Source organism: Janthinobacterium fluminis (genome assembly GCF_028595325.1).
Classification (GTDB): domain Bacteria; phylum Pseudomonadota; class Gammaproteobacteria; order Burkholderiales; family Burkholderiaceae_D; genus Janthinobacterium; species Janthinobacterium fluminis.
Window position 1 is genome coordinate 44,204 of record NZ_JAQQXR010000004.1, and the last position, 26,446, is coordinate 70,649.

20 protein-coding genes are annotated in these 26,446 nt (G+C 66.7%); 5 read left to right on the plus strand and 15 right to left on the minus strand.

Going from position 1 to position 26,446, the window contains the following annotated elements; all coding sequences use genetic code 11:
- Nucleotide 1: 1 nt before the first annotated feature.
- Together OIK44_RS11445 and glpD are read right to left on the minus strand one after the other, a co-directional pair.
- A complete protein-coding gene (locus tag OIK44_RS11445) occupies nt 2-1,102 on the minus strand; it encodes an ABC transporter ATP-binding protein (RefSeq protein ID WP_273670882.1) in 1,101 nt (366 codons plus the stop codon).
- Between the two features lie 84 nt (nt 1,103-1,186).
- Nucleotides 1,187-2,719, minus strand: coding sequence for a glycerol-3-phosphate dehydrogenase (gene glpD / locus OIK44_RS11450; protein ID WP_273670883.1), 1,533 nt, complete (start codon nt 2,717-2,719; stop codon nt 1,187-1,189).
- Nucleotides 2,720-2,900: 181 nt separating this feature from the next.
- Between glpD and OIK44_RS11455 the strand changes: the two genes are divergently transcribed.
- The gene (locus OIK44_RS11455) at nt 2,901-3,662 is read left to right on the plus strand and encodes a DeoR/GlpR family DNA-binding transcription regulator (protein WP_273670884.1); all 762 of its coding nucleotides are present in this window, start codon (nt 2,901-2,903) and stop codon (nt 3,660-3,662) included.
- 71 nt (nt 3,663-3,733) lie between these two features.
- Here the strand turns inward: OIK44_RS11455 and OIK44_RS11460 are convergent, their stop codons facing one another.
- From OIK44_RS11460 to OIK44_RS11470, 3 genes are all read right to left on the minus strand, one after another.
- Complete coding sequence (locus OIK44_RS11460; protein WP_273670885.1) at nt 3,734-5,917, minus strand: TonB-dependent receptor; 2,184 nt, start codon at nt 5,915-5,917, stop codon at nt 3,734-3,736.
- Nucleotides 5,918-6,092: 175 nt separating this feature from the next.
- The gene (locus OIK44_RS11465; RefSeq protein WP_273670886.1) at nt 6,093-6,458 is read right to left on the minus strand and encodes a DUF2946 family protein; all 366 of its coding nucleotides are present in this window, start codon (nt 6,456-6,458) and stop codon (nt 6,093-6,095) included.
- A 144-nt stretch (nt 6,459-6,602) separates the two neighbouring features.
- Nucleotides 6,603-7,364 (minus strand): type 2 periplasmic-binding domain-containing protein, encoded by a 762-nt coding sequence (locus OIK44_RS11470; RefSeq protein ID WP_273670887.1) that lies wholly within the window; start codon nt 7,362-7,364, stop codon nt 6,603-6,605.
- Nucleotides 7,365-7,654: 290 nt separating this feature from the next.
- Here OIK44_RS11470 and OIK44_RS11475 point away from each other — a divergent pair, with 290 nt between their 5' ends.
- Nucleotides 7,655-8,575 (plus strand): pyridoxal-phosphate dependent enzyme, encoded by a 921-nt coding sequence (locus tag OIK44_RS11475; protein WP_273670888.1) that lies wholly within the window; start codon nt 7,655-7,657, stop codon nt 8,573-8,575.
- Between the two features lie 30 nt (nt 8,576-8,605).
- A complete protein-coding gene (locus OIK44_RS11480) occupies nt 8,606-9,061 on the plus strand; it encodes an RDD family protein (RefSeq protein WP_273670889.1) in 456 nt (151 codons plus the stop codon).
- Between the two features lie 10 nt (nt 9,062-9,071).
- On the opposite strand, the gene OIK44_RS11485 is transcribed toward OIK44_RS11480, so the two are convergent.
- Genes OIK44_RS11485 through OIK44_RS11505 form a run of 5 tightly spaced genes read right to left on the minus strand, consistent with a single transcriptional unit; the run spans nt 9,072 to nt 14,894 of the window.
- Complete coding sequence (locus tag OIK44_RS11485) at nt 9,072-10,151, minus strand: sulfotransferase family protein (protein ID WP_273670890.1); 1,080 nt, start codon at nt 10,149-10,151, stop codon at nt 9,072-9,074.
- Nucleotides 10,152-10,184: 33 nt separating this feature from the next.
- Nucleotides 10,185-11,402 carry a chromate efflux transporter gene (chrA, locus tag OIK44_RS11490; protein ID WP_273670891.1) on the minus strand — a complete coding sequence of 406 codons (1,218 nt, stop codon included), beginning with the start codon at nt 11,400-11,402 and terminating at the stop codon, nt 10,185-10,187.
- Complete coding sequence (locus tag OIK44_RS11495; protein ID WP_273670892.1) at nt 11,386-12,417, minus strand: hypothetical protein; 1,032 nt, start codon at nt 12,415-12,417, stop codon at nt 11,386-11,388. Before OIK44_RS11495 ends, chrA begins: the two co-directional genes overlap by 17 nt.
- Nucleotides 12,414-13,100 carry an adenylyl-sulfate kinase gene (gene cysC, locus OIK44_RS11500; RefSeq protein WP_273670893.1) on the minus strand — a complete coding sequence of 229 codons (687 nt, stop codon included), beginning with the start codon at nt 13,098-13,100 and terminating at the stop codon, nt 12,414-12,416. The genes OIK44_RS11495 and cysC overlap by 4 nt, the downstream gene beginning before the upstream one ends.
- A 42-nt stretch (nt 13,101-13,142) precedes the next feature.
- A complete protein-coding gene (locus OIK44_RS11505) occupies nt 13,143-14,894 on the minus strand; it encodes a methyl-accepting chemotaxis protein (protein WP_273670894.1) in 1,752 nt (583 codons plus the stop codon).
- Nucleotides 14,895-15,469: 575 nt separating this feature from the next.
- Here OIK44_RS11505 and OIK44_RS11510 point away from each other — a divergent pair.
- A complete protein-coding gene (locus tag OIK44_RS11510) occupies nt 15,470-16,516 on the plus strand; it encodes a hypothetical protein (RefSeq protein ID WP_273670895.1) in 1,047 nt (348 codons plus the stop codon).
- A gap of 4 nt (nt 16,517-16,520) precedes the next feature.
- Here OIK44_RS11510 and OIK44_RS11515 read toward each other — a convergent pair whose 3' ends face one another.
- The 5 genes from OIK44_RS11515 to OIK44_RS11535 form a co-directional block, all read right to left on the minus strand.
- Nucleotides 16,521-19,235, minus strand: a complete 2,715-nt coding sequence (locus tag OIK44_RS11515; RefSeq protein WP_273670896.1) for a nitrate reductase — start codon at nt 19,233-19,235, stop codon at nt 16,521-16,523.
- A gap of 13 nt (nt 19,236-19,248) precedes the next feature.
- Nucleotides 19,249-20,478, minus strand: a complete 1,230-nt coding sequence (locus OIK44_RS11520) for an NAD(P)/FAD-dependent oxidoreductase (protein WP_273670897.1) — start codon at nt 20,476-20,478, stop codon at nt 19,249-19,251.
- Nucleotides 20,475-20,822: a nitrite reductase small subunit NirD gene (gene nirD / locus OIK44_RS11525; RefSeq protein WP_273670898.1), complete on the minus strand. Its 348-nt coding sequence runs from the start codon at nt 20,820-20,822 to the stop codon at nt 20,475-20,477. The genes OIK44_RS11520 and nirD overlap by 4 nt, the downstream gene beginning before the upstream one ends.
- 68 nt (nt 20,823-20,890) lie before the next feature.
- The gene (gene nirB / locus OIK44_RS11530; protein WP_273670899.1) at nt 20,891-23,425 is read right to left on the minus strand and encodes a nitrite reductase large subunit NirB; all 2,535 of its coding nucleotides are present in this window, start codon (nt 23,423-23,425) and stop codon (nt 20,891-20,893) included.
- A 2-nt stretch (nt 23,426-23,427) separates the two neighbouring features.
- On the minus strand, nt 23,428-24,726 hold the full coding sequence (locus OIK44_RS11535) for an MFS transporter (RefSeq protein ID WP_273670900.1): 1,299 nt from the start codon (nt 24,724-24,726) through the stop codon (nt 23,428-23,430).
- A gap of 357 nt (nt 24,727-25,083) precedes the next feature.
- On the opposite strand from OIK44_RS11535, the gene OIK44_RS11540 reads away from it, so the two are divergent.
- On the plus strand, nt 25,084-26,436 hold the full coding sequence (locus tag OIK44_RS11540) for an MBL fold metallo-hydrolase (RefSeq protein ID WP_273670901.1): 1,353 nt from the start codon (nt 25,084-25,086) through the stop codon (nt 26,434-26,436).
- Nucleotides 26,437-26,446 lie beyond the last annotated feature (10 nt).

Below are 26,446 nucleotides of genomic sequence, written 5' to 3' on the forward strand. Positions count from 1 at the left end.
CTTATGCTCCGGAAAATGCCAGCGAAGGCGCGAACAACAGCGCGCCGTCGGGACTGAAAACGAACAGGGCTTCCGGTTTGCAATACATATTGCAAACGGAGCCGATCTCCAGGTTCTGCACGCCGCTCAGCTGGGCCACCAGCGAGATGGTGCCGCGGCGCGCGTGCACATAGGTTTCCGAGCCGCCGATTTCGGCCAGGTCGACCTGGGTTTCGATGGCGAATTCGCTGGGCGAACGGGGCACCAGGTGCAGGCTGTGGGCGCGCAGGCCGAGGATCACCTCGCCGTGCTGAGCGGCGCTGCGGCGCTGCTCGGCGCTGAGCGGAATCGCCAGGCCCGAGCCGAGGTGGGCGACGCCGTCGGCGTCTATCTTGGCCGGCATCAGGTTGATCGGCGGGTCGCTGAAGGTGCGCGCCACCTGGATCGAGTTCGGCGCGTTGAACACGTCCAGCGTGCGGCCCTGCTGCAGCAGGCGGCCCTCGTGCAGCACGGACACGTAACCGCCCAGTTGCAGCGCCTCCAGCGGCTCGGTGGTCGCGTAAACGACCGTCGTTTTGCCGTCGGAGAACAACTCGGTCAGCTCGCGGCGCAATTCCTCGCGCAGCTTGTAGTCGAGGTTGACCAGCGGCTCGTCGAGCAGCAGCAGGTCGGCGTCCTTGATCAGCGCCCGGCCCAGCGCCGTGCGCTGTTGCTGGCCGCCCGACAATTCGCCGGGCGTGCGCTGCAGATACGGGGTGATGTGCAGGCGCTCGGCCAGATCCATCACGCGCGGGCGGATCTGCTCTTCCGGCACCTTGCGGATGCGCAGCGGCGAGGCGATGTTGTCATACACCGTGAACGCCGGATAATTGATGAATTGCTGGTACACCATCGCCAGGTTGCGCTTGCTGACCGACACGCCGGTCACATCGCGCCCGTCGACGCGCACCTTGCCGTGCGTGGGCCGGTCCAGCCCCGCCATGACACGCATCAGGCTGGTTTTGCCGGCCTTCGTCGTTCCCAGCAGCACATTGATCGCGCCGGGCACCAACGATAGCGACATCGGGTACAAATGGTCTTCAGCACCGTATTTGGTGCTGACGTTTTCCAGTACAAGTTGCACTTGGTCCTCCTCCTAGATTATTTCTCTCTTGATTCCGCCGCGTTCTCTGAGTGGATCGCGATCGCCCTACCCTACACGTCAACGTCAACTAATGCTATTAGCGGCTAACCATGCGTCGAGTTTGGCGGCGGTGTCCGCGGGCAGGTGCAGCCCCAGCTTGGAACGGCGCCACAGGATATCCTTGGCGCTGCCGGCCCATTCGTATTGGCGCAAATAGTCCACCTCGGCGGCATACAGGCCGGCGGCGATTTCCTCGCCCATGTCGGCCAGGCGCGCGCGTCCGGCCAGCAAGGCGTGGATGCGGGTGCCGTAGGCGCGCGCATAACGCGCCACCAGCTTCGGCGCCAGCCAGGCGTACTGCTGCTGCAGGCCGTGGACGAATTGTTCAAAGTCCAGCACCGAGCGGTTCTGCGGCTCCTTGCCGAACAGGTCGCCGCCGGGCAGGCAAGCCGTCTCGGTCCAGGCGCCGTGGCGGTTCTGCAGCGCCGGCGCGATCAGGTCGACCGCCTCCTCCGCCAGCTTGCGGAAGGTGGTGATCTTGCCGCCGAAGATGCTCAGCAGCGCCGGGCCGTTCTGGTCCAGCTCGAAGCGGTAATCGCGCGTGACGGCTTTCGCGTCGGCGGCCTCGTCCTCGACCAGCGGGCGCACGCCGGAATAAGTCCAGAGCACATCGGCCGGCTGGACCGGCTTGCTGAAATAATAGCTCGTCAGCTCGCACAGGTAGTCGATTTCGCCCTGGTCGATGGCGACCTGGGCGGGGTCGCCGCGATAATCGAGGTCGGTGGTGCCGATCAGCGTGAAATCCTGCTCGTAGGGAATGGCGAACACGATGCGCCCGTCCAGGTGCTGGAAGATATAGGCGTTGTCGTGATCGAACAGGCGCTTGACGACGATGTGGCTGCCCTTGATCAGGCGCAGGTTCTTGCCCTTCGCCTCGGGCGCGGCCGTTTGCAGGAAGTCCGCCGTCCACGGGCCGGTGGCGTTGACCATGCAGCGCGCACGCACCTGGATCTCCTCGCCGCCCTGGCGCACCAGCCGGGCTTGCCAGGCGTCGGCCTGGCGCTCCACCGCCGCGCAGCGCGTTTGCGTGAAGACGGTGGCGCCCTTTTCCCTGGCGTCGATCGCGTTCAGCACGACCAGGCGGGCGTCGTCGACCCAGCCGTCGGAATAGATGAAGCCGCGCGTGAACTCGGGCTTGAGCGGCTTGCCGGCCGCGTGGGAGCGCAGATTGATGCCGCTGGAGCCGGCCAGGATCTCGCGCTTGGCCAGTATGTCGTAGAGGAACAGGCCGGCGCGTATCATCAGCGCCGGGCGCTGGCCCTTGGCGTGCGGCATCACGAAGCGCAGCGGCCGCATGATGTGCGCCGCCGAGCGCATCAGCACCTCGCGCTCGATCAGCGCCTTGCGCACCAGATTGAATTCATAGTATTCCAGATAGCGCAGGCCGCCATGGACCAGCTTGGTGGACGCCGACGAGGTGTGCGCAGCCAGGTCGTCCTTCTCGCACAGCACCACCGACAAACCGCGGCCGGCCGCGTCGCGCGCGATGCCGGCGCCGTTGATGCCGCCCCCCACTATCAGGAGGTCGCAATCGATATTGTGCTGTGCTGAAGCCATCTGATTCCCGATTCAAGGAGTTTGTCTTGCGGCGCGCGTAAGGGCTATGCATGGCGCGCGACTGTGGTTAAGATACAGCCCGTAAGATACGACAAAATACGAAACTGTAGCAACATATTATTATAGATATTTGTTCGTTTGTGTTCGTTTATGGTTCTATCGAAAGAAGAGTGATAAAAATATGACACTAAATCCCCGTCAACGGAGACTACTCGAAGCGGTGCGTCAAAAGGTGACGATGTCCGTGGAGGAGTTGGCGCAGCAATTGGACGTGACGCCGCAAACGGTGCGGCGCGACGTCAAACAGATGGAAGAGGCGAAGCTGCTGGCGCGCTACCACGGCGGCGTCGGCCTGCCCTCCTCGGTGGAGAACATCGACTACAGCCAGCGCCAGACCCTGAACAGCGAGGCCAAGCGGCGCATCGCCCTGGCCGTGGCCGAGCACGTGCCGCAAGGCTGTTCGCTGCTGATCAACATCGGCACCACCACCGAAGAGGTGGCGCGCGCGCTGGCCCAGCACAAGGGCTTGCACGTGGTCACCAACAACCTGAACGTGGCGGCCATCCTGGCCGACAACGCCGACTGCGAAGTGATCGTCGCCGGCGGCGTCGTGCGCGGGCGCGACCGCGGCATCGTCGGCGAGGCGACCATCGACTTCATCCGCCAGTTCAAGGTCGACATCGGCATCATCGGCATCTCCAGCATAGACGAGGACGGCAGCCTGCGCGACTTCGACGCCCGCGAAGTGAAAGTGGCGCAGGCCATCATCGAACAATCGCGCGAAGTGTGGCTGGTGGCCGACCAGGACAAGTTCGGCCGCAAGGCGCTGGTGCGCATGGCCGACCTGGCGCAGATCGACGTGCTGTTCACCGACGCCGAACCGCCGCCGCGCATGGTGCAGGTGCTGCGCGACGCCAAGGTCAAGGTCGTCGTCGCCGGCTGAGCCGGAACGAGGCGGCCGCGCAAGGACGCGGCCCCGGCCGCCCGCCTTGCGCGGGCAGCCACCTCAGGACATCAGAACTTGACGGTCATGCCCGCATAGATCGAACGGCCCATGCCCGGCACCGCGATGCCGTAACGGATGCCCTTCTGCGACATGGTGGTGCCCTGGCCGGCGTAGGCGCCGCCCAGGGGCGAGTCGTAGAAGCGGTTCAGGGCGTTCTCCACGCCGAAGTCGAACTGCGCCTGTTTCCACGCATAGCTGCTGCGCAGGTTCAGCAAGCCGTAGCCGGCCGTTTTCAGTTCGTTGCGCACTTCCGAAATGTCTTTCTTCGCGCTCACCAGTTGCACTTCCACCGTGTTGGTCCAGGCCGCCACGGACTGCACCAGCGCCAGCTTGGCGTTCAGCGGCATGATGTTGTACAGGCGGTCGCCGGTGACGCGGTTGCTGCCGTTGACGTAGCTCAGCACGCCGCTCGCGTTGATGTTGCCGTAGCCGGCCGATTTGGCCAGCGCGACGTGGCCCGACAAGTCGAGGCCGTACAGGCGCGCATTCTGGTTGACGTAGCGCAGGAACACGAAGGCGTTCTTCGGACATTGCTTCGCCAGGCAGCGCGCGTCGACGTAGTCTTGCACATAGGTGTAGTACGGCGTGACTTTCACGCCCCATTTTTCCTGGTCGACGTCGTGCCAGTCGGCCGTGGCGCTCAGCGTGTGCGCCGTCTCGGGCTTCAAGTCCATGTCGCCGACATAGCCGTTGCCGTCGCCGACCGTGTTCACCATATTCATCGGCATGCCGCCGGTCGACCAGGTGTAGCGCTCATGCAAATTCGGCGAGCGGGTCTTGCGCGCATAGCCGAACTCATACGTGGCGTCGCGGTCCGGCGTGTAGCGCGCCAGCGCGACCAGGTCGAGGTTGTGATCCTTGCGCAGGCGGTCGCGGCCGTTGAACGCGGCCGACTCCGCCGCATAGTTCGCCATCGTCGTGTTGTAGCCCTGCACCTTGCCGGCGTTCATCGTCACGGCTTCGCCGCGCACGCCGATCTGGCTGAACCATTGCGCGTTCCAGCGCGCGTCCCACTCGGCGTAGACGGCGAAGCGGTCGCGCTGGCCGTCGTTGATGTTCCAGAAGGTGTTCGGCGCCATGCCGCCGCCGGACGGCGACCACCAGTCGCTCAGGCGGTAGCGTTGGTAATCGCCGCCGACGCGCACCAGGTCGCGCGCCGACAAATTGAGCTCGGCCTTCAGCGCGCCGCCATGGTTGGTGCCCTCGGTGTCCATCGGCATGCCCGGCACGGTTCCCTTGGCGCCGTACCAGAACTGCTTGTCGTGGCCGAAATTCATCACGTGACGGGTATGTTCGCGGTAGGCGCGCGCCTCCAGCTCGCCCCATTGGTAGCGGCCGTGGTAGCGCAGGTTGAACTGTTCGCTGTCGTTGCCCGTCATGTCCATGCGCTGGTTCGGGTAGCCCTGGTGGGGAATGTTTTGCAGCCCGACCTTCAGCTCCAGCAAGTGCTGGCCGCTGCGCAGCGCCACGCCCAGCGACTGGTTCTGCGACTCGTAGCGCGAGGAACCCACTTCGTCGGCCGGCTGCGCGTGCGGCGTGCCGGTCCACAGGCCGGCCGGCTTGAAGTCGCGGGCGGCCTTGTAATTGCCCGAGCGGATGGTCGAGCCGCTGTAGTTGACGCTGACGGTTTCATTGGCCAGCGTGGCCGAGGCGTTGGCGCCGCGCACGCTGCCATTGCTGCGGAAGAACACCCCGGCCTGGCCCTTCAGCAAAGGCCCCTGCCCCGCCGCGGCGAATTCCGGCTCCGCCGATTTGACGCGTATCGTGCCGCCTATGCTGTCGCCGCCGGCGCTGACTGGGGTGATGCCGCTGAGCACCTCGATCGAGTCGATCTGCGACGGGTCGATATAGGACAGGGCCGGATTCATATGGTTGGCGCAGGCGGAAATCAAGTCCATGCCGTTGACCTGGACGCGCAGGCGGTCGTCGGCCAGGCCGTGGATCGCCGGCAGGCTGGAGACGCCGCCGGCGCCATACATGCTGATGCCGGGAATGTCGCGCAGCAGGCCGGCGCTGTCGCCGGTGGCGACTTTCTTGTCCGCTTCAATTTTATTGGCGTCGATTTTTTTGCCGTTGACGAGGACTTCCGGCAGCGTCCGGGCGACCGGCGCTTCGGCGGCCAAGGCGAACTGGCAGGACAAGGCGGCAGCGATCGAAGCGGCCAGGACGGACATTTTGAGTGTGGAGTGCATTTTAAATCCTACTAACATGAAAAATCGGTATCGAGCCCGGGCGCAGGGACGCAACGCGACGCGCAACGCGGCTGCCGCAGGCTAGAGAAACTGCTTACGTCGATCCGGCGATGGGAAGCCGCGCGCGGCCCTTCAAGGGGGCGCCGCGCCAACAGGCCGGACGAAAGGGAAAGACTTAGATGAAGGCGGGAGGGCCGCGCGCCGGCAGCGGCGCGGCGACGATGGCAGCCAGCCGGGCGGCTGGAATGGCGCGCAAGGCATACGACAGCGCATGCGGCACGGGCGCGGCATCTTGCCACGGCAAAGAGGGGACGAGGCCGCTGGCAAGGCACAGCGCGCAATCGAGCAGATGGGTGGGGTTCTTGGCCTCGACCGGGTCAGGCTTGGCGTCGCCTTGCTGGCCGACCATTTTGAAGCCGGCGCTGGTGCAGACCAGATTCGCCGCCTTCGGTTGCACGAACGGCGCCGCCATTGCCACGCCCAGGGCCGCGACGTACAGCAGCAGGACGAAACAGACTAGTTGGCGGGAAATCCGTGACATATTCATTATGCGAGAATTATAACATTGCACCTCGGCATTAAAAGCCCCGCATGTCAAGAAAAACGCAACTGGGGACAGACCACGATTTCCAAGAAATATATTTCTTGGAAATCGTGGTCTGTCCCCAAGGGAGCAGCCGATCGTCTACTTGATGTCTTTGACGGCGTCCTGGTATTCCTTGGACTTCTTCACCTTGGCGATGGCCGTCCACAACGCCTCCACCTGGCTCTTGTGGGAGGCGTAATAGGGCTTGGAAAAGGCCACGTAGAAATCCGTCGTCATGAACTTCGCCGGCAACATCTCGACCTTATCGGCGATGTCCTTGTGGCTGGCGATCAGGGCATTCATTTCCGTCTCGAAGCCCAGCACGATCTCGCCCTGCCCGGCAACCATTTTGTACAAATTGCGCAGCGGCTCCTTGGTGTTGTCGTCGAAGGGGGTGTTCAGCGCCTTGAGCTGGTCGGATATCGTCGCGAAGCCGGCCGGCATCAGCACCGGTTTGCTGACATTGGCGAATTTGCTGCCGTCCCAGGCCGATGCGCTGCCCTTCATGCGGTAGGCCATCACCGTCATCGACGCCAGCGACTGGCCGGTGTTCGGCTTGCCGGTCGGCAGGGTCGGAAAGACGGCATACCCGGCATGGAAAGGGGTGTTGCCCGCGTTGACAATGCCATTCATGCTGCCGGCGCGCGTCGTCTCGATGCAGCGCTTCCACGGCGAAATCGTGAACGTGACGGGCAAGGCCGCCTCCTTCGCCGCCATCTTGAGCAGCACTTGCATGCTGCCGTCCTTGTTCGGGAAGGTGAACGGCGCGGCGGCCTGGTCCTCGATGCACAAGACCATCGGGTCTTCGGCAAGGGCGACCAGCGGACAGAGCAATAGACATGCGGAAACAAGTATCTTCATTGTGACCCCCGGGTAGGTTTTCATATCATCTATAGAGGGCTGCCCATCCGCGCCTGCATCCGGCGCCCTGGCCACTATCCTCGTGGAAACAGGCTATCACGTCGGCGCGCAATTTCTGTCCGCGCCGCGCAACACCGCGAAAAAAACAGCCGCGCCGGCGCACGGCGCGGGCCGCCCCGCCCGGGCGCAAGCGCGCCGCGCTCCGGCCGCCGCGAATTCGTGTATTGTTTCGTCTGGCGCAATTGTTGCGCGATCAATTTTGCATCATCTGTATGGAGTCGAATTTCGCAATGCCCCTGCACATCCCCACCCCGCTGTTCGAATCGCGCGCCCTGAGCGCCGCCGCCGGCCGTTCCGTCTGGCTCAAGCTGGAAGCCATGCAGCCGCCCGGCTCGTTCAAGATCCGCGGCATCGGCCTCGCCTGCGAGCAATACCAACGCCGCGGCGCCACCCGCTTCATCTCCTCGTCCGGCGGCAACGCCGGCATCGCCGTCGCTTATGCGGGGCGCATGCTGGGCGTGCCGGTGGTCGTGGTCGTGCCGGAAACGACGACGGAGCGGGCCAAGGCGCTGATCCGCGCCGAGGGCGCCGAACTGATCGTGCACGGCGCCGCCTGGCACGAGGCGAACGCCTTGGCGCAGTCGATGGTCACGCCGACGGACGCCTTCCTGCACCCCTTCGACGACGCGCTGCTGTGGCAAGGCCACGCCAGCATGATCGACGAGGTGGCGCAGGCCGGCTTCAAACCGGACGCGGTGCTGCTGTCGGTCGGCGGCGGCGGTCTGCTGTCGGGCGCCGTCGAGGGCTTGCAGCGCAACGGCTGGGGCGACGTGCCGGTGCTCGCCGTCGAAACGGCCGGCGCCGACTCGTTCGCCCAGTCGCTGCGGGCCGGCGCGCGCATCGAACTGGCCGGCATCGCCAGCATCGCCACCTCGCTGGGCGCGCGCCAGGTGTGCGAGCGGGCGTTTGCGCTGTCGGCGCAACACCCCATCCTCAGCGAAGTCGTCACCGACCAGGCCGCCGTGGCCGCCTGCCGGCGCTTCATCGGCGACCACCGCATCGTCGTCGAACCGGCCTGCGGCGCGGCGCTGGCGCCCGTCTACGCGAAGGCGGCGCAGCTGGAGCCGTTCGACAAAGTGCTGGTGATTGTGTGCGGCGGCGTCACGGCCACCGTCGAGCAACTGGAACAATGGTCGAAGCAGCTCGCCTGAGCCGCGCTTCGCCCCTCATAAGGAGCAGTGATGGACAATGAACGCGAATATGTCGGCTTCTGGGCCAGGGTGTGGGCCAGCATCATCGACACCGTGCTGCTGTTCGCCCTGACGACGCCGCTGCTGATGGCCATTTACGGCAAGGAGTACGCCACGGCGGAGGGCGCCTTCCTCGGCCCGGCGGACTTCATCATTTCGCTGATTCTGCCGGCCGTGGCGATTATCCTGTTCTGGCGCGCCCGGGGCAGCACGCCGGGCAAGATGGCGATCCGCGCCGAAATCGTCGACGCCGAAACGGGCGGCGCGCCCAGCCTGCCGCAATATATAGGCCGCTACCTCGCCTACTACCTGTCGGCCCTGCCCCTCTGCATGGGCTTCATCGCCGTCGCCTTCAACCCGAAGAAACAGGGCTGGCACGACCGGCTGGCGGGCACCGTCGTGGTGCGCACCAGGCGGCCGGCGGCGGTGCGCCTGGACAAGCGCTGAGCCTCCCCGCTCAAGCCGCCTGCGGCTGCGCGGCGGCCTGCTCCAGCCGTCCCCTGACCTTGGCCAGGTAGTCGGCGCGGTAACGCCGCAGGATGTAATCGCGGAAGTTGTTCTGCTCCAGCTCGCGCCAGGCGTTCTGCCGGCCGGCGTCGGAATGCGTGCGCGCCGCCGCCAGCGCGGCCTCGGTCAACTCCGCCCGCGCCGGCGTCATCAACTCATAACCGTAGCGCTGCATATCCTCGCGCGCCAGCGTTTCGATGACCTCGATCTCGCCGAGACTGAGCTGTTTCTTGAACTTGTCGACATTGGCGACGATCGGCGCGAAGCAGTTCGACGCCCACAGCGCCGACAGCTGGGCGATCCGGTGCGCCTCCGGCGAGGCCGCCACGTCGAGCATTTCCGGCAGAAAGTCGATGCCGAAAAAGGCGCACACCCGGCGCAGCGTCGCCTCCTGCTCGCCGAGGAAGTCCTCGTAGCGGATGGTCAGCACGCGCTCGGGATAGCGCTCCACCAGGGCGCGCGCGACGCGGTGCGCCTCGACCCAGACCTGGGCGTTCAAGGTCGTGTCGAAATCGTGGATGATGGCGCGGTTCATCGACGCCACCTGGGCGCGCGGGTCGCGCACGACGTTCAGGAACAGCATCTCGGGGAACAGCGCCATCAACTCCCCGGCGTAGTGCACGCTGTCGAGCGACTTGTCCATCACCACGCCGGCGCCGTGGCGCTCGCCGGCGCGCAGCAGCAGCTCCCAGACGATGCGGTGCACGCTGCGCGGCTGCTGCCTGATCGCCTCGAAAATTTCCACCGGGTCGAACACCATCTCGGCCCACTTCACCATGCTGGCCGCCTGCAGGCCGACGACGTCGACCACCAGGCGGAAGTAGGCGCGGTCGTCGGCCAGGTCGCCGTACAGCGGCAGCATCGGCATCAGGTCGACGATGTGCAGCGGATACGGCGAGTAGAACTGCGGGTTGAAGTTCAGCCGCAGCCGCAGCGCGTGGCTGCCGCAGCGCCGCAGCGGTATCATCAACACCGGCCGGGGCCGGCTGGCCGGCACGACCGTTCCGGCCGCTTGTGTGCTTGCGTTCATGCGATGCTCCTCAGGTAAAACGGTTAACGCGGATTAGAAGACCAACAGGCCGATCGCGCCGGCGGCCGGCACGACCCACACGGCCTCGACGCGGTAGCGCAGCAGCAGGCCGAAGGTCAGCGCGAACAGCGCCAGCGACAGCCAGTGCGGCGCCGCCGCCTTGCCGACGACGACGGCGGCGGCGGCCACCATGCCCAGCACGGCCGCGCGCACGCCGCGCAGCGCGGCGCGCACCGCGGCCGAGTGGCGCACCCGCTCCAGCAGGCGCGCGCAGGCCACCGTCAGCGCCGCGGCCGGCGCGAACATGCCGACGCTGGCGACGGCGGCGCCGGCCACGCCGGCCACCTTGTAGCCGATGAAGGCGGCGCTGATGGCGACCGGGCCGGGCGTCAGCTGGCCCATCGCCAGCGCGTCGACCAGCTCGCGCCGCGTCACCCAGCCGTAGCCGTCGACGACGGTGTGCTGCAGCATCGGGATGAAGACGTAGCCGCCGCCGAACATCAGCAGGCTCATGCCGGCGAAGGCGGCCAGCAGTTTCAGCAGCACGCCGGGGGCCAGGCCCAGCAGTGGCAGCGCCGCCAGCAGCAGCGCGGCGCGGCGCGGCACGGGCGCGCCGGCGCGCGGCGCCGGCGCGGTGCGGCGCCGCTCCGTGGCGGCGCCGCCGAAACAGCGCCAGCCGGCCAGCGCGGCCGCGGCCAGCATCAGGAAGGTCGTGTGCAGGCCGGGCAGCAGCAGCGCCAGCGCCAGCGCGGCCACGGCCAGCGCGCCCTCGCGCCAGTCGCCGACGCAGGCGCCCCACATGCGCCAGGCGGCGGCCAGGATGATGGCGGCCACGGCCGGCACGACGCCCATGAATACCTGGCCCAGCGCGGCCACGTGGCCCCAGCGGAAATACGCGGCGCTGAAGGCCAGCATGCACAGGAAGGACGGCGCGACGGCGGCGCCGACGCAGACGGCGGCGCCGGCCGCGCCGCGCAGGTGGTAGCCGACGTAGGCGACCAGGTTGATCGCCATCGGCCCCGGCAGCACCGACGCCAGCGTCAGGCCGTCGAGCACCTGCTGCGGCGTCATCAGCTTGCGCCGCTGCGCCACCGCGTCCTCGGTCACGCCTATCATCACCATGAAGCCGCCGAAGCTGGTGCAGCCGACCTTCAGGAAGATCGCGCACAGCGTCGCCAGCGCCACCGGCGCGGCATCGGCCGGCGCGGCGGCATCGGCCGGCGCGGCCGCGCGCTTAACCCTGGCGTGCATGCGCCGCCCCGCCGGCGCCGGCGAAGTAGTCGCTGAAGGCCCGCACGAAGTCGTCCAGTTGCGCCGCCGGCAGGCGGTTGATGCCGGCCGCCGCCCTGCGCCCGCCGCCGCCGGGAAAACGCTCGCACAGGCCGCTGGCCGCGCGCAGCACCGGCGCGCCCGAGCGCACGCTGACGACGTAACTGCCGTCGGCGTTTTCGCTGAGCACCGCATACGAGGACGCACCCGGCGCGTTCGCCGGCGCCACCAGGCGGTTGGCGAACACTCCGCAGATGCGCCGCGCCCAAGGCTGGTTGGGCAGCACGTAGATCGCCCCGCAGGCCGGCTGCCATTGCGGCCGCAGGCTGTTCATGTGGGCCTGGTCGGCGCGATAGCCGTCGGCCAGCGCGCGGTAGTACGGCGAGCGGCGCATGAATTCGAGCGGATCGGCATAGGCGTGCACGGCGCGGTACAGCGCGTCCGGCGCGATGTGCAGGTCCGCGATGTGTTCGCCGTAGGCGTTGTAGTTCAAGGCCAGCCCGAGCTGCTCCAGCTGGGCCGCCTGCACCTCGCTCAAGCCGGCCGCGGCGGCCAGCGCGTTGCCGGCGTCGGCCAGGTTGTCGCCGAAGGCCCCCACCGCCGCCCACGGCCGGTAGCGTCCGCCCATCTGGCGGTCGACCAGGATGCTGGTGCAGACGTCGATGCTCTCGTCCCAGAACAGCTCCAGGCGCGGATGGGCGAAGGCCCGGTGCGCCGAATGGTGGTCGTAATACGCGACGCGCCCGCCGGCGTCGAGGATGCGCGCCAGCGACGCCACATTGCAGTCGAACGAGATGTCGAGCACGGTGACGTCGAGCCCGGCCGCGTCGGGCAGGTGGCGCAGCAGGTCGACGTCGCGCTTGACGCCGGTGACCAGTTGCGCCTCCTTCGGACAGGCCAGGCGCAACTGGTGCAGCGCGCAGATGCCGTCGGCGTCGCCGTTGAAGACGTCGTAGGCGCCGCAGTCGCCGGCCGGGGTAAAGGATGCCGCTGTCATTTTCTCGACCGGAAGCGCAGCGCCAGGTGTTGGTAGAGCGCGCGGCTGGCGTCCTCCAGCGACATGACGCCGCTGTCGAGCACCAGCGCCGGCATCAGCGGCACCTCGTAGGGCGAGGACACGCCGGTGAAGGCGGGAATTTCGCCGGCGCGGGCCTTGGCGTACAGGCCCTTCGGATCGCGCGCCTCGCACACCTCGGTGGGCGTGCTGACATACACCTCGATGAACTCGCTCGCGCCGATGATGGCGGCGGCCATCGCCCGGTCCTCCCGGAACGGCGAGATGAAGGCGGCGATGACCATCAGGCCGGCCTCGTTCATCATCTTCGCCACCTCGGCGGTGCGGCGGATGTTCTCCTTGCGGTCGGCCGGCGAAAAACCCAGGTCGCGGTTCAGGTGGTGGCGCAGGTTGTCGCCGTCGAGCACGTAGCTGGAGCGGCCCTCGTCGTGCAGCATCTTGTCCAGTTCGTAGGCGATGGTCGACTTGCCGGCGCCGCTCAGCCCCGTCAGCCAGACCGTCGCCGGCGCGTGGCCGAAGTGGGCGCTGCGCCGCTCCGCCGTGACCTTGCCGGCGTGCCAGAAGGTGTTCAGCGGCGCCACCCTGTCGTCGCTGCGCCGCAACGGCGCCGCCCGCGGCCGCTCGCCTATCGTCTCGGCCAGTTCGTTCAATACATCGGTCGTCATACTGCCTCCTCGTCCATCCACATGGTCCGCCAGCGGCGGGTCCTAGAACTCTTCCCAGTCGCCGTCGGCCGAGGCGGCCGCGTTGACGGTCTTGCGCGCCGGCTGCGGCGCCGCCCGGGCCGCCGCCAGGCGCGCCGGCTGCGCCCGCGCCGCCGGCTTCAGCGGCAGCGGCGCGGCCTTGCGCGGCGCCGCCGCGACGGCCCGGCCCGGGGCCAGGACGTGCGCCGCGCTCAGGCGGAACACGCTGACGACCTGGGCCAGGTCAGCCGTCTGCTCCTGCAGCGCGGCGGCGGCCGCGGCGGCCTCCTCGACCAGGGCGGCGTTTTGCTGCGTCACATTGTCCATCTGGATCACGGCCTGGTTGATCTGCTCGATGCCCGAGGTCTGCTCGGCGCTGGCGCAGCTGATTTCGCTCATGATGTCGGTAACCCGCTTGACGCTGGCGACGATCTCGTCCATCGTCGCGCCGGCCTGGTCGACCAACTTGGCGCCGGAATCGACCTGCTGCACCGAATCGTCAATGAGGATCTTGATTTCCTTGGCCGCCGCCGCCGAGCGCTGCGCCAGGTTGCGCACCTCGGAGGCGACGACGGCGAAGCCGCGCCCCTGCTCGCCGGCGCGGGCCGCCTCGACGGCCGCGTTCAGCGCCAGGATATTGGTCTGGAAGGCGATGCCGTCGATGACGCCGATGATGTCGACGATCTTGATCGACGAGGAATTGATCGCGCCCATCGTGTCGACCACGCGGGCCACCACGGCGCCGCCCTTGACCGCGACGTCGGAGGCCGATTGCGCCAGGCCGTTGGCCTGGCGGGCGTTGTCGGCGTTCTGCTTGACGGTCGACGTCAGCTGCTCCAGCGAGGAGGCGGTTTCCTCCAGCGAACTGGCCTGCTGCTCGGTGCGCGAAGACAGATCGAGGTTGCCCGAGGCGATCTGGTGCGAGGCGGTGGCGATGGTCGACGTGCTCGCGTGCACCTGGCCGACGATGCCGGCCAGGCTGTCGCGCATGGCCCGCATCGCATACATCAGGCTGCCGGTATCGCCGTCGCGGGTGCGGATGGCCACCGTCAAGTCGCCGCCGGCGATCCGGCCGGCCACTTCGGCGGCGTAATCGGGCTCGCCGCCCAGTTGTTTGACGAGGCCGCGCGTGATCAGCAGCGCGGCGGCGATGCTGGCCAGCAGGGCCAGGCCGCCGAAGCCCAGCATCATCGAACGGGCGCCCGCGTAGGCGGTCTCGGCGGCGGCGGCCGCCTGTTCGCTCTGTTTTTCCTCGATCGCGCTCAGCTCGCGCAGCAATTCCCACCATTTCTTTTGCACGGGACGAAACTCGAAGCGCAGCACCTTGTACGCCTCGTCGCCCTTCTTGGCCAGCCCCAGTTCCGTGGCGCGGGCGATGAAGGGCGCGGCCAGCAAGGACTGCTGGCGGATCTTGTCGAGCAGCGCGACTTCCTCGGGCGCCGTGCCGGCCAGGCTGGCGAACATCCGCGCCAGCTTGCTTTGCGCCTCCTCATACTTCTTCGCCTGCGCCTCGATGCGTTTGACCTCGATCTGGATTTCCGCCTCTTCGCTGAGCAGTATCAAATTGCGCACGGCCAGGGCGCGCTCGGTGATCGTCAAGTCCATCGCCGCCGCCAGCTTCGTTTCGACGTTGTTGACTTTGATGATTTCGTCCATCCGGTCGCGCATGGCCGCCATGCGGTTGATGCCCAAGCCGGTCACGATGGCCAGCAAGGTCGCCACCAGGCCGAAGCCAATGCCCAGGCGCGTGGCCACCTTCATGTGTGCGATGTTCATGTACTCCCCCAGTGACAACGGATCGATCGGCTCTGTGCGTAAGGCATGCACATTCCTCGGCAATAAAAACTTGTGGCGGCATGAAGACGCGCCAGAAAATATTTATGGAGGCGAGCGGGGCACCGTCGTGCCGTTTCCGCCTGAAGCAGCTATTTTTATATGCAAGCGTAAAACCCGCCTCGGCGCTTGGCGGCGGGGAGAGGTGGCAAGCCGTATGAGGTGAAGAAATGCCTATTGCAATAAATGCATATCCACCTGTTTCTCAATCAATTTATCGCGGCATGGCAGGCGCCGGATTGATTTCTTTTGGGAATTTATTTCAGCTCCATTCTGCACTATATTTTCGGCATTAATAGTCACCAATCGTCACTGATGCCCTACGACTACATTCATAGCTTTGCGCCATCGCAAAACCCGGACGCGCGCGCAGCGGCCGCCCAAGCAGGCGGCGCCCGGGTTGCGGCATTTTTGCGACATGGAATAACATATTATCGCAATGAAACATTGTTAACTTGACATTCATTAACTTAAAAATAATGATGTGTGTGCAATTACATATTGTTTAACCATTGGAGATGAACGAAATGATTCTGCAAAAACTAAAATTAAGCGTACTGGGTGTGCTGCTGCTTTCCGGCGCGGCCTCGGCCCGGCCGATACACGACATCACCATGTACCGGCCCGTCGCCACCGGCGGCAGCTACGCCGCCCAGGTCACCTATAACGGCAACGCCTCCACCGTCGCCGTGTCGGATATGGCGAACGGCGGCGCGCCGATGGCGCAGCTGGTCGGCGGCGCGTCGAATTTTTATTGGTCGATCCGCACCAAACTGAGCGAGGGCATCGCCGCCGGCATCGCCGCCGCCGGCCAGGACGCCAGCGTCGACGGCCCCGGCGGCCTGTGGGGGGATCTCAATATGTCGGTGTCGGGGCTGCCGGACGGCTCCCTGAGAATGGCGATGAGCGGACTCAGCTTCAACATCAACATCACCGCCAGGAAATCCAACTGGCTCGGCTCGGTCACCTGCCGTTCGCAAGTCACCCTGAATTCGATTTCCTTCTCTTCCCAATACAACCCCTACAACGGGGCGGTGGCGGGAACGGTCATCGATTTCACGCCGACGCAAAGCACTTCCTGCGACAGCAGCTTCAGCTGGATTCCCTTCCTCGGCGATTTCATCGACCGCAAAGCCAGCAGCATGCTGGGCAGCGCCATGCTTAGCAAGCTCAGCTCGCTGGCCGGCCAAGTCTTGCCGGTCGCGCCGCAACAGGCATTCTTCGGCTTCAGCAACGCCATCCAGCCGAACGAGTACATGATCGGTTCCTTCGACGCCGGCATGTATGTGAAAAACAATTTGCAAAGCTTGTATGTTGGGAAAACCATCAGCCTGTTTATCGCCAATGACTACAAATACGAACCGGGTAACCGCAACCAGCCGGGACCGGCGTCGGCGGGCGGAACCAGCCTGGCGCTGAATTTCTCGGATGCCAACGGCCAGGTCGGCTTCGCCGTCAATGCCAACAAAAACTACACTTGGGTGAAGTACATCATCCCCGGCACCAACGGACCGGGCGATGGGGAAGAGGGTTTCAAAAACGCCGCCTCCCTCCCGAAGCGCTAAAGCACTAGGCCGTTTCCTCGACGCGGGTGTCCAGCAGCAGTTTCTTGATTTCCGGCACGCAAGAACCGCAGTTGCCACCCGCCTTCAGGCAAGCCGTGACCTCGGCCGCGCTGCGCAGGCCCTGGGCGCGGATGGCCTCGCAGATGGTGTTGCGGCCGACGCCGAAGCAGGAACACACGGTCGGCCCGGTGTCGGCGCCCTTCTCGACCGGCTGCCCCAGCAGCAGGCCGACGCGGTCGGCGTCGCCCAGTCCGGCGCGGCCGAACAACCCGGCCAGCCAGGCGCGCGACGGCAAGTCCGGCCGCGGCGACAGGAACAGGCATTGTTCGATGCGGCCGTCGACCAGGTGCGCGGCGCGGTAGACGCCGGCGCTGCGGTCTTCGTATTCAAGCCAGTCGGCCTCGCCGTCGACCAGCGCCAGCAGTTGCCGCGCCCACGCGCCGTAGTCGGCGATGGCATTGCGCCCGGCCAGCTCGTAACGGGCGAAGTCGCGCCCCTGGATGCGGGTCCAGTGCGCCACGCTGTCGAGGTTCAGCTCGCTGCGGCTGAGAATAAAGCCGTGCCAGGACACGCGGAACTGCTCGACGCGCACCGGCGTGTGCTTGAACTCGGGCTCGCCGGAGACGGGATCGACGGCCGGATTGACCAGCGCGCCGACACGGGCGTCGGAGGCCGTCTGGCCGCTCCAGTGGATGGGCACGAAGACAGCGCCGCGGGCGATGCCGCCGCCGTGCTGCACCCTGGCCACCATCGCACCCCACTGCGTCGACACGCGCGCCAGCTCGCCCTCGCGCACGCCGCACAGCAGCGCATCCTGCGGGTGCATATCGACAAAAGCTTCCGGCACGTGGTCGGCCAGCCTGGCCGACTTGCCGGTGCGCGTCATCGTATGCCACTGGTCGCGCACGCGCCCCGTGTTCAGCGCCAGCGGATAGTCGGCGTCGGGCAGGTGCGCCGGCGCGCGCGGCGCCGTGGCGACGCAGCGCGCGCGCCCGTCGGCGTGGGCGTAGCGGCCGTCGCCGAACAGGCGCGGCGTGCCCTCGACGGCGCCGGCCGGGTCCGCCCGCAACGGCCACTGCAGCGGCTCAAGCTGGTCGTACCGGCGCCTGTCCATGCCGGCCAGCGCGGCGATATTGAAGACGCGCGGGCTGCCTTGCGCGTCGTTGCGGTAGCCGCTCAGACGCGCGTGCTCGTCGAAGACCTCGTGCACGCCGGCGAAATCGAAGCCGGCGAAACCCATGCGCCGCGCCACCTGGCACAGCGCCAGCCAGTCGGCGCGCGCCTCGCCCGGCGCCGCCAAAAAGCCGCGCTGGCGGGCGATGCGCCGCTCCGAATTGGTGACGGTGCCGTCCTTCTCGCCCCAGCCCAGCGCCGGCAGCAGCACGTCGGCGTAGGCGTTGGTGTCGGTCTTTTCGACGATGTCGGACACCACCACCAGCTGGCATTTCTCCAGCGCGCGCTGCACCTGGTTCGCGTCCGGCATGCTGACCAGCGGATTGGTGGCGATGATCCACACGGCCTTGATCCTGCCATCCTCGATGGCCTGGAACAGCTCGACCGCCTTCAGCCCCGGCCGGTCGGCGATGCGCGGCGAGTCCCAGAAGGTTTGCACCGTGTCGCGGTGCACGGCCCGGTCCAGCTCCATGTGCGCGGCCAGCATATTCGCCAGGCCGCCCACTTCGCGCCCGCCCATCGCGTTGGGCTGGCCGGTCAGCGAGAACGGCCCCATGCCGGGCCGGCCGATGCGGCCGGTGGCGAGGTGGCAGTTGATGATGCTGTTGACCTTGTCGGTGCCGGCCGACGACTGGTTGACGCCCTGCGAAAAGGCGGTGACGACCTTGGCGGTGGCGGCGAACATCGCGTAAAAATCGAGCACATCGCGCGGATCGACGCGGCAGGCCCGGGCCACGGCGAGCGGATCGGCGCAATCGACATGGGCGGCGGCCAGCGCCTCGTCGAACCCGTTGGTGTGCGCCGCGACGAAGCCGGCATCGACGACGCCGTGCTGCGCCAGATAGCACAACAGGCCGTTGAACAGCCAGACGTCGGTGCCCAGTTTGACGGGCAGGTGCAAATCGGCCGACTCGCAGGTGGCGGTGCGGCGCGGGTCGATGACGACCAGCTTCATCTGCGGCCTGGCCTCCTTGGCGCGGACGATGCGCTGGAACAGGATGGGATGGCACCAGGCCGTGTTCGAGCCGACCAGCACGACCATGTCGGCCAGCTCCAGGTCCTCGTAACAGCCCGGCACCAGGTCCGCGCCGAACGCGCGCTTGTGGCCGGCCACGGCCGAGGACATGCACAGGCGCGAATTGGTGTCGATGTTGGCGCTGCCGATATAGCCCTTCATCAGCTTGTTGGCGATGTAGTAGTCCTCGGTCAGCAACTGGCCCGAGACGTACAGCGCCACGGCGTCCGGGCCGTGCTCGGCGATGATGTCGCGCCAGCCGCCGGCCACCTTGTCCAGCGCCTCGTCCCAGGACGCCCGCCGCAGCGCGCCGCCCTCGCGCAGCTGCGGGTGCAGCAAGCGGCCGTCCAGGCCCAGCGTCTCGCCCAGTGCCGAACCCTTGACGCAGAGCCGGCCCGCGTTGGCGCCGTGGCTGGCGTCGCCGGCGATGGCGATGCTGCCGTCCGGCAGCGGCGTCGCCTGCACGCCGCAGCCGACGCCGCAATAGGGACAGGTGGTGCGCACGGCTAGGGGGATAGCGGAGAGGTTCACGGTCAATTCCTGGTCACGCCGCCAAGCCGCAGAGCGCCTTGCCGAACAATAGATGGTTGCGCATCGCGGAGATGTCGGTGCGCTTCTGGATCAGGTCGAAGTACCAGGGGCCGTCCTGCACGTCGCCGTACAGCACGGCGCCGGCCAGTTGCCGGCCCTTCAGCACGAGGCGCTTGTAGACGCCGCGGCGCGGGTCGCGCAGCACCAGGTCTTCGCTGTCCGGGCCGCCGATGAAGTCGCCGACGGAATACAGCTCGACGCCGGTGACCTTCAGCTTGGTCGGCGTGGCCTGCTGCACGTAGCGGCGGTGGCCGGCGCCGGCCAGGTGGGCGCCGCAGACGCGCGCCTGATCCCAGATCGGCGCCACCAGCCCGAAGGTGGCGCTGCGGTGCTGCACGCACTCGCCCACCGCATAGATGCGCGGGTCGTAGGTTTGCAGCGTATCGTCGACGACGATGGCGCGCTCGCAGTGCAGGCCGGCTTGCTTGGCCAGCGCGATATTCGGCCGCACGCCGGCCGCCATGACGACCAGGTCGGCGGGAATCTCGCTGCCGTCCCGGAAGCGCACGGCCGTCACGCGCCGCGGCCCGACGATTTCGGCCGTGTGGGCGTCGAGCAGGAAATGCAGGCCCTTGCGTTCCAGCGCCCCTTTCAGCAGCAGCGCGGCGGGCTGGTCGAGCTGCTGGTTCATCAGGCTGCCGGTGACGTGCACCACCGTCACCTCCATGCCCTGGCGCCGCAGGCCGTTGGCCGCCTCCAGCCCCAGCAGGCCGCCGCCGATGACGACGGCGTGGCGGTGGCGGCGCGCCGCCGCCTGCATGGTTTCGACGTCCTGGATGTCGCGGAAGGCGATCACGCCCGGCAGTTGGTGGCCCGGCACGGGGATGATGAAGGGGGTCGAGCCGGTCGCCAGCAGCAGGCGGTCGTAATGCACTTCCAGGCCGGAGCGGGCGCGCACGATGCGGCGGCGCCGGTCGATGTGCTCGACCGGGTCGCCGGCGTGCAGCGCGATGCCGTGCTGGACATACCATTCGCGGGTGTTGAGCATGATGTCGTCGACGCTCTTTTCGCCCGCCAGCAGCGGCGACAGCAGGATGCGGTTGTAATTGCCGTGCGGCTCGGCGCCGAACACGCTGATGTCGTACAGCTCAGGGGCCAGCTTGCGCAACTCCTCGACCGTGCGCATGCCGGCCATGCCGTTGCCGACCACCACCAGCGACGGCTTCGCGGCGCGCCCGTTCATGCGCCTACCCAGACCCTGCCGCCGTCGATGCGGGCCGGCCAGGTGGCCACCGAATGCTCGGGCGACTCCAGGCATTCGCCCGTCTGCAGGTCGAAATGCTGCTTGTAGATGGGCGAGGCGACGACGATGCGCTCGCCCAGGCTGCCGACCAGGCCGCGCGACAGCACGGCGGCGCCCGAGTTCGGGTCGAAGTTGGCGATGGCGAAGACGCGCTCGCGGCCGTCGTTGACGTGGAACACGGCCACCTGCTCGCCGTTCAGCAGCGCGCACACGCCGGTGTTCGGCACGATGTCGTCGAGTGCGCAGACGGCCACCCAGTGTTCGGTTTTCAGGTCGCGGTGCATACGGTTCTCCAATAGTGAATTAGTCCATGCCATCCCGGAGGCGGAAGCCCGGCTGTCCGCCGCAAGGCTCATGCCGTCTCGGCGATGATGGGAATCGTCACGCGCCGCCGCTCGTCCGGCGTGGCCGGGCGGATCTGCCCGCGCTCCTCGACGAAGACGACGTTCTCGTCGCCGCGCTCGCTGTTGACGAAATGGCGGAAGCGCTTGCGCGTCTCCGGGTCTTCGACGGCGGTGCGCCACTCGCAGGCATAGCTGTCGACGACGCGCTGCATGTCGGCCTCCAGTTCGGCGGCGATGTTCAGCTTGTCGCCGACGACGACGTCCTTCAGGTAATCCAGGCCGCCCTCCAGGTTGTCGCGCCACACGCTGGTGCGCTGCAGGCGGTCGGCCGTGCGCACGTAGAACATCAGGAAGCGGTCGATATAGCGCACCAGCGTTTCCTTGTCCAGGTCGGCGGCCAGCAGCTCGGCGTGGCGCGGCTTCATGCCGCCGTTGCCGCACACATAAAGGTTCCAGCCCTTCTCGGTGGCGATCAGGCCGATGTCCTTGCCCTGCGCCTCGGCGCACTCGCGGGTGCAGCCGGAGACGCCGAACTTGAACTTGTGCGGCGCGCGCAAGCCCTTGTAGCGGTTCTCCAGCTCGATGGCCAGGCCGACGCTGTCGGCCACGCCGTAGCGGCACCAGGTCGAGCCGACGCAGGATTTGACGGTGCGCAGCGCCTTGCCGTAGGCGTGGCCGGACTCGAAGCCGGCCGCGATCAACTCTTCCCAGATCAGCGGCAACTGTTCGACGCGGGCGCCGAACAGGTCGATGCGCTGGCCGCCGGTGATCTTGGTGTACAGGCCGTACTTCTTCGCCACCGTGCCGACGGCGATCAAGCCGTCGGCCGTGACCTCGCCGCCGGCCATGCGCGGCACGACGGAATAGGTGCCGTCCTTCTGGATATTGCCGAGGAAGTAGTCGTTGCTGTCCTGCAGGCTGGCGTGCTCCTGCTTGAGCACGAAGTCGTTCCAGCACGAGGCCAGGATGTTCGCCGCGACCGGCTTGCAAATGTCGCAGCCGAGGCCCTTGCCGTGCTGCGCCAGCAAGGCCGCGAACGTCGTGATCTTGCCGACCCGCACCAGATGGTGCAGCTCCTGGCGCGAATAGGCGAAATGCTCGCAGACGTGGTTGTTGACGTCCAGGCCGAGCTTTTTCATCTCCGCCTTCATGATCTGCGTCACCAGGGGCACGCAGCCGCCGCAGGCCGTGCCCGCCTTGGTGCAGGTTTTCAGCGCGCCTATCGAGGTCGCGCCGGCGCCGACGGCCGCGCACAGCGCGCCCTTGCTGACGTCGTTGCACGAGCAAATCTGCGCGGCGGCCGGCAAGGCGTCCACGCCCAGCCCCGGACGGGCCTTGCCGTCGGCCTGCGGCAGGATCAGGAATTCCGGCGACGCCGGCAACTCTATGCGGTTGAGCATCATTTGCAGCAGCGTGCCGTACTCGCTGGCGTCGCCGACCATGACGCCGCCGAGCAGGAACTTGCCGCACTCGGAAACGACGATCTTCTTGTAAATCTGCTTGCGCTCGTCGGTGAACTGGTAGCTGCGGCTGCCGGCGGCGGCGCCGTGCGGGTCGCCCAGGCTGGCCACGTCCACGCCCATCAGCTTCAGCTTGGTGCTCATGTCGGCGCCCGTGAACGCGCCCTGCTCGCCCAGCAGGTGCCGGGCGGCGATGCGCGCCATCTCGTAGCCGGGCGCGACCAGGCCGAAAATCTGCCCGCCCCACAGCGCGCACTCGCCGATCGCATACACGTCCGGGTCCGACGTCAGGCAGCTGTCGTCGATGGCGATGCCGCCGCGCGGCCCCACCGTCAGGCCGCAGGCGCGGGCCAGCTCGTCGCGCGGGCGGATGCCGGCCGAAAAGACGATCATGTCCGTGTCCAGATGGCTGCCGTCGGCGAACTGCATGCGCTGCCGGCCCGCCTCGCCGTCGACGATTTCCAGCGTGTTCTTTTGCGTGTGCACCGTCACGCCCAGTTGTTCGATCTTGCGGCGCAGCACGCGCGCGCCGCCCTCGTCGACCTGCACCGCCATCAGCCGCGGCGCGAACTCGACCACGTGGGTGTCGAGTTGCATGTCGCGCAGCGCCTTCGCGCACTCCAGGCCCAGCAGGCCGCCGCCGATGACCACGCCCGTCTTCGAGCGCCGGCCGCATTCCAGCATCGCCTCCAGGTCCTCGATGGTGCGGTAGACGAAGCAATCCTTGCGCTCCTTGCCGGGCAGCGGCGGCACAAAGGGATAGGATCCCGTGGCGATCACCAGCTTGTCGTAGGGCAGCACCTCGCCGGCGCCGGTGGTGACGGTCTTGGCGGCGCGGTCGATCGCGCCGGCCTTCGCGTTCAGCTTCAGCAGCATGTTGCCGCGCTCGAAAAAGCCGGGCGGCACCAGGGACAAGTCCTCGGCCGACTTGCCGGAGAAGAATTCGGATAGATGCACGCGGTCGTAGGCGGGACGCGGCTCCTCGCACAACACCGTCACCTGCAGATGCGGCGCGCCGCTGTCGGCCAGCCGTTCGAGGAATTTGTGGCCCACCATGCCGTGGCCGATTACGATAATTTTCATGCTCATGCTCCTACGGCGGGGGCCAGGGCCGGTTCGGCGGCGTTGCTGAAGCGCGCGGCAATGGCGCACAGCGCGGAGACAATCACCAGCGCGCTGAGAATGCCCAGCGTCTGCTGGATATCGCCGGTGCCCTTCATCAGGAAACCGGCCAGCACCGCGCCGACATTGCCGCCGGCGCCGATGATGCCGGCCACGCCGCCCAGCGCCTTGCTGTCAATGAAGGGCACCAAGGCATACGTCGCGCCGCAAGCCATATGCGTGAAGAGGCCAAAGCACAGCATGGCGATGACGGCGAACGTCACCGTGTCGGCGCGGGCGAACCACAGCAGGCCGGCGCCCTCCCCTATCATCATCACGAACAGCAGCGTGACGCGGCTGTTCAAGCTGCCGCGCAGCGCCATCTTGTCCGACAGCCAGCCGCCGAGGGCGCGGGCAAACAGGGCCAGCAGGCCGAAACTGCCGGCGGCCAGGCCGGCCGACTTCAGCGACAGGCCGAAATGGTCGACGTAGTACACGGCGGCGATGTTGTGGATGAAAATCTCGATGCCGAAACAGGCGCCGTAGGTGACGAACAGCAGCCAGACGCGGTAATTCATGCTGGCGGCCTTGAAGCTGTCCCAGCCGCCCTTCTTGCCGCCGTCGATGGCGATGCCGGCGGCGCGCATGGCGCTATAGTTGCCTTCCGGGCAGTCCTGGGTGTAGCGCCAGTAGACGGCCGCCATCAGCAACATCAACACGCCGGGCACCAGCAGCGCCACGCGCCAGCCCAGCGACTCCGACACGCCCAGCATCAGCACGGCGCCCAGCAGCAGCGGCATCAGCGCCTGCGCCGCGCCGCCGCCCGTGTTGCCCCAGCCGGCGGCGGCCGCGTTGGCCGTGCCGACCACGTTCGGCGCGAACATCACCGACGTGTGGTACTGGGTGATGACGAAGCTGGCGCCGACCGCGCCTATGCCGAGGCGGAAGAACAGGAAGCTTTCATAGCTTTGCGACGCCGCCACGCCCAGCACCGGGATCGCGCCCAGCAGCAGCAAGCCCGTGTAGGTCTTGCGCGGACCGAAACGGTCGCACATCGGGCCGACGATCAGGCGCACCAGGATCGTGATGGCCACGGCGGCGATATTGATGTTGGCGATTTGCGCCAGGCTCAGGCCGAACTCGCCCTTGATGACCGGCATCAGGGGCGCGCAGGCGAACCAGGCGAAGAAACAGATGAAGAACGCCATCCAGGTCAGGTGGAAGGCGCGCATCGGCGCCGTGTGGAAGGAGAAGAGATTGATGCTGTTTGCTTTGCTGGCCATTTTTTTATCCCGTTAAAAACAAAAAAGCGTCCGCCCCACCTGGCGTAAAAACCAGGCTGGGCGGACGCCGTTGTCCTTGTCGGTCCATCGTTGGACCGGCACGTGTTGTTCAGGGGATCGCCATTGATCCGGTACTTATTCTCTAGCAAACGCCGTGCCAGATGCCGGCGCGCCGGCGCACAGAGGGAGAAGCCGGGCGGGCGGGGAGAAGTTGGCGCCTTGGACTGGCGCAGCATGGGATATTGCGGTGCGCTTGCGCCCGAAAATGGTGCAGTGCACAGTCGCAAAAATGCTATCCTGCTTGCCCTTGGCCGCCTGCCTGCCGGCGGCGGCCGTTGAACTCACCGACCCCACCATATGCCTCTTACCATCTCCAGAATACTGCACGCAGGTTATCTATTCGACTGCGACGGCACGGCGGTCGCTTTCGATCCGATTTTTGAAAACCCCTTCAGCAGGAATTGCCACGCTTTTCCCGATGTGGCGTTCGACCACCGGCAGATTGCGGATTTGAAGCTGGCCGCCGTCTTTATTTCCCATTTCCACGATGACCACTGCTCGCTGGACAGTCTGAACTTGCTCGACCGTCAGACGCCGATCTATTTGTATTGTATTTTCGACGAGTTGTTTTCCATGATCGGCGACCTGGGCTTCCAGCATGTCCACCGCCTGGGCATCGACATGCCCGTCTCGGTCGGGCCGTTCGAGGTGATCCCGCGAAAAGCCTTGGACGCGGATGTCGATTCCATGTTCCACGTCAAGGCGGCCGGGCTGAACGTCCTCAACGTCGTCGATTCCTGGATAGACCCCTTGGCGCTTCCCGCGCTGGCGCAGTGCGCGCCGTGGGACATGGTGCTGTGGCCGTTTCAAACCATGCGCGAACTCGCCGTGATCGCGCCGTCCAGGGCGGCCGCCGGCCCAGCCGAACTGCCGCCGGAATGGCTGGACCAGCTGCGCGCGCTACAGCCCAGATATATCGTCCCCAGCTCTTGCCAATTCGTTCAGGAAGCCTGGTCCTGGTACAACCACGCGATGTTCCCGATCAGCTATCGGCAGTTCCAGCAGGAAGTGGAGGCGGCGCTGCCCGAGTCGCGCGTGCTCAGGCTCAACCCGTCGGTGTCGTTTGTACTCGATCGTACCGCGCTGACGGCGGCGCCGCCGCTGCGCTGGGTGCTGCCAGTGGGGAATCAGGATGTCGACTACCAATACGATCAACATGCCGTCCCGCCTGGCACGGGCGAAATTGCCCGGCGTTTTGCGCCGCTCTCCACGGAGCAGAGCGCCATCGCATTGGATTTTTGCCGCTCCGGCTTGCTGGAAAAATACGAGGAGATGGAATTGCCCGAGGATAGTTTCTTCCAGCAGCCACGGCTGTGGCAACTGTCCACTTACGACCACGCGGGCGCCGTGGAGCATTTCCGGTATCGCATACACGGCGACCGCATAGAACGTGTCGGCCTCGGCGACGAGCCCTTATCCTGGTCCACCGAGATACCTGTTTGCAAAATCTACGCGGCGCTGGCCTTGGGCGAATCCCTGACGTCGATGTATATGCGGATCAACGACCGCGTTTTCGACGCCGGCACCGAAGCCGAGCTGGAGTCGGCCGACATTGTCGACGACCCTTTGATACGCTGCCTGTTCAACGATACCGTGGCGGCCTACCAGGCGGCGCAGCTGCGCCGGCTTCAGGCGGCGCCGTCCCGGTAATGGCGCCGTC

What these genes read in the sequence shown, in the direction of transcription:
- OIK44_RS11540 (WP_273670901.1), top strand. Translation starts at nt 25,084, where the DNA reads ATGCCTCTTACCATCTCCAGAATACTGCACGCAGGTTATCTATTCGAC.
- chrA (WP_273670891.1), bottom strand. Translation starts at nt 11,402, where the DNA reads ATGCACGCCAGGGTTAAGCGCGCGGCCGCGCCGGCCGATGCCGCCGCG.
- OIK44_RS11485 (WP_273670890.1), bottom strand. Translation starts at nt 10,151, where the DNA reads ATGAACGCAAGCACACAAGCGGCCGGAACGGTCGTGCCGGCCAGCCGG.
- OIK44_RS11455 (WP_273670884.1), top strand. Translation starts at nt 2,901, where the DNA reads ATGACACTAAATCCCCGTCAACGGAGACTACTCGAAGCGGTGCGTCAA.
- OIK44_RS11470 (WP_273670887.1), bottom strand. Translation starts at nt 7,364, where the DNA reads ATGAAGATACTTGTTTCCGCATGTCTATTGCTCTGTCCGCTGGTCGCC.
- nirD (WP_273670898.1), bottom strand. Translation starts at nt 20,822, where the DNA reads ATGCACCGCGACCTGAAAACCGAACACTGGGTGGCCGTCTGCGCACTC.
- OIK44_RS11505 (WP_273670894.1), bottom strand. Translation starts at nt 14,894, where the DNA reads ATGAACATCGCACACATGAAGGTGGCCACGCGCCTGGGCATTGGCTTC.
- glpD (WP_273670883.1), bottom strand. Translation starts at nt 2,719, where the DNA reads ATGGCTTCAGCACAGCACAATATCGATTGCGACCTCCTGATAGTGGGG.
- OIK44_RS11520 (WP_273670897.1), bottom strand. Translation starts at nt 20,478, where the DNA reads ATGAACGGGCGCGCCGCGAAGCCGTCGCTGGTGGTGGTCGGCAACGGC.
- cysC (WP_273670893.1), bottom strand. Translation starts at nt 13,100, where the DNA reads ATGACGACCGATGTATTGAACGAACTGGCCGAGACGATAGGCGAGCGG.
- OIK44_RS11535 (WP_273670900.1), bottom strand. Translation starts at nt 24,726, where the DNA reads ATGGCCAGCAAAGCAAACAGCATCAATCTCTTCTCCTTCCACACGGCG.
- OIK44_RS11460 (WP_273670885.1), bottom strand. Translation starts at nt 5,917, where the DNA reads ATGCACTCCACACTCAAAATGTCCGTCCTGGCCGCTTCGATCGCTGCC.
- OIK44_RS11465 (WP_273670886.1), bottom strand. Translation starts at nt 6,458, where the DNA reads ATGTCACGGATTTCCCGCCAACTAGTCTGTTTCGTCCTGCTGCTGTAC.
- OIK44_RS11510 (WP_273670895.1), top strand. Translation starts at nt 15,470, where the DNA reads ATGAACGAAATGATTCTGCAAAAACTAAAATTAAGCGTACTGGGTGTG.
- OIK44_RS11475 (WP_273670888.1), top strand. Translation starts at nt 7,655, where the DNA reads ATGCCCCTGCACATCCCCACCCCGCTGTTCGAATCGCGCGCCCTGAGC.
- OIK44_RS11480 (WP_273670889.1), top strand. Translation starts at nt 8,606, where the DNA reads ATGGACAATGAACGCGAATATGTCGGCTTCTGGGCCAGGGTGTGGGCC.
- nirB (WP_273670899.1), bottom strand. Translation starts at nt 23,425, where the DNA reads ATGAAAATTATCGTAATCGGCCACGGCATGGTGGGCCACAAATTCCTC.
- OIK44_RS11495 (WP_273670892.1), bottom strand. Translation starts at nt 12,417, where the DNA reads ATGACAGCGGCATCCTTTACCCCGGCCGGCGACTGCGGCGCCTACGAC.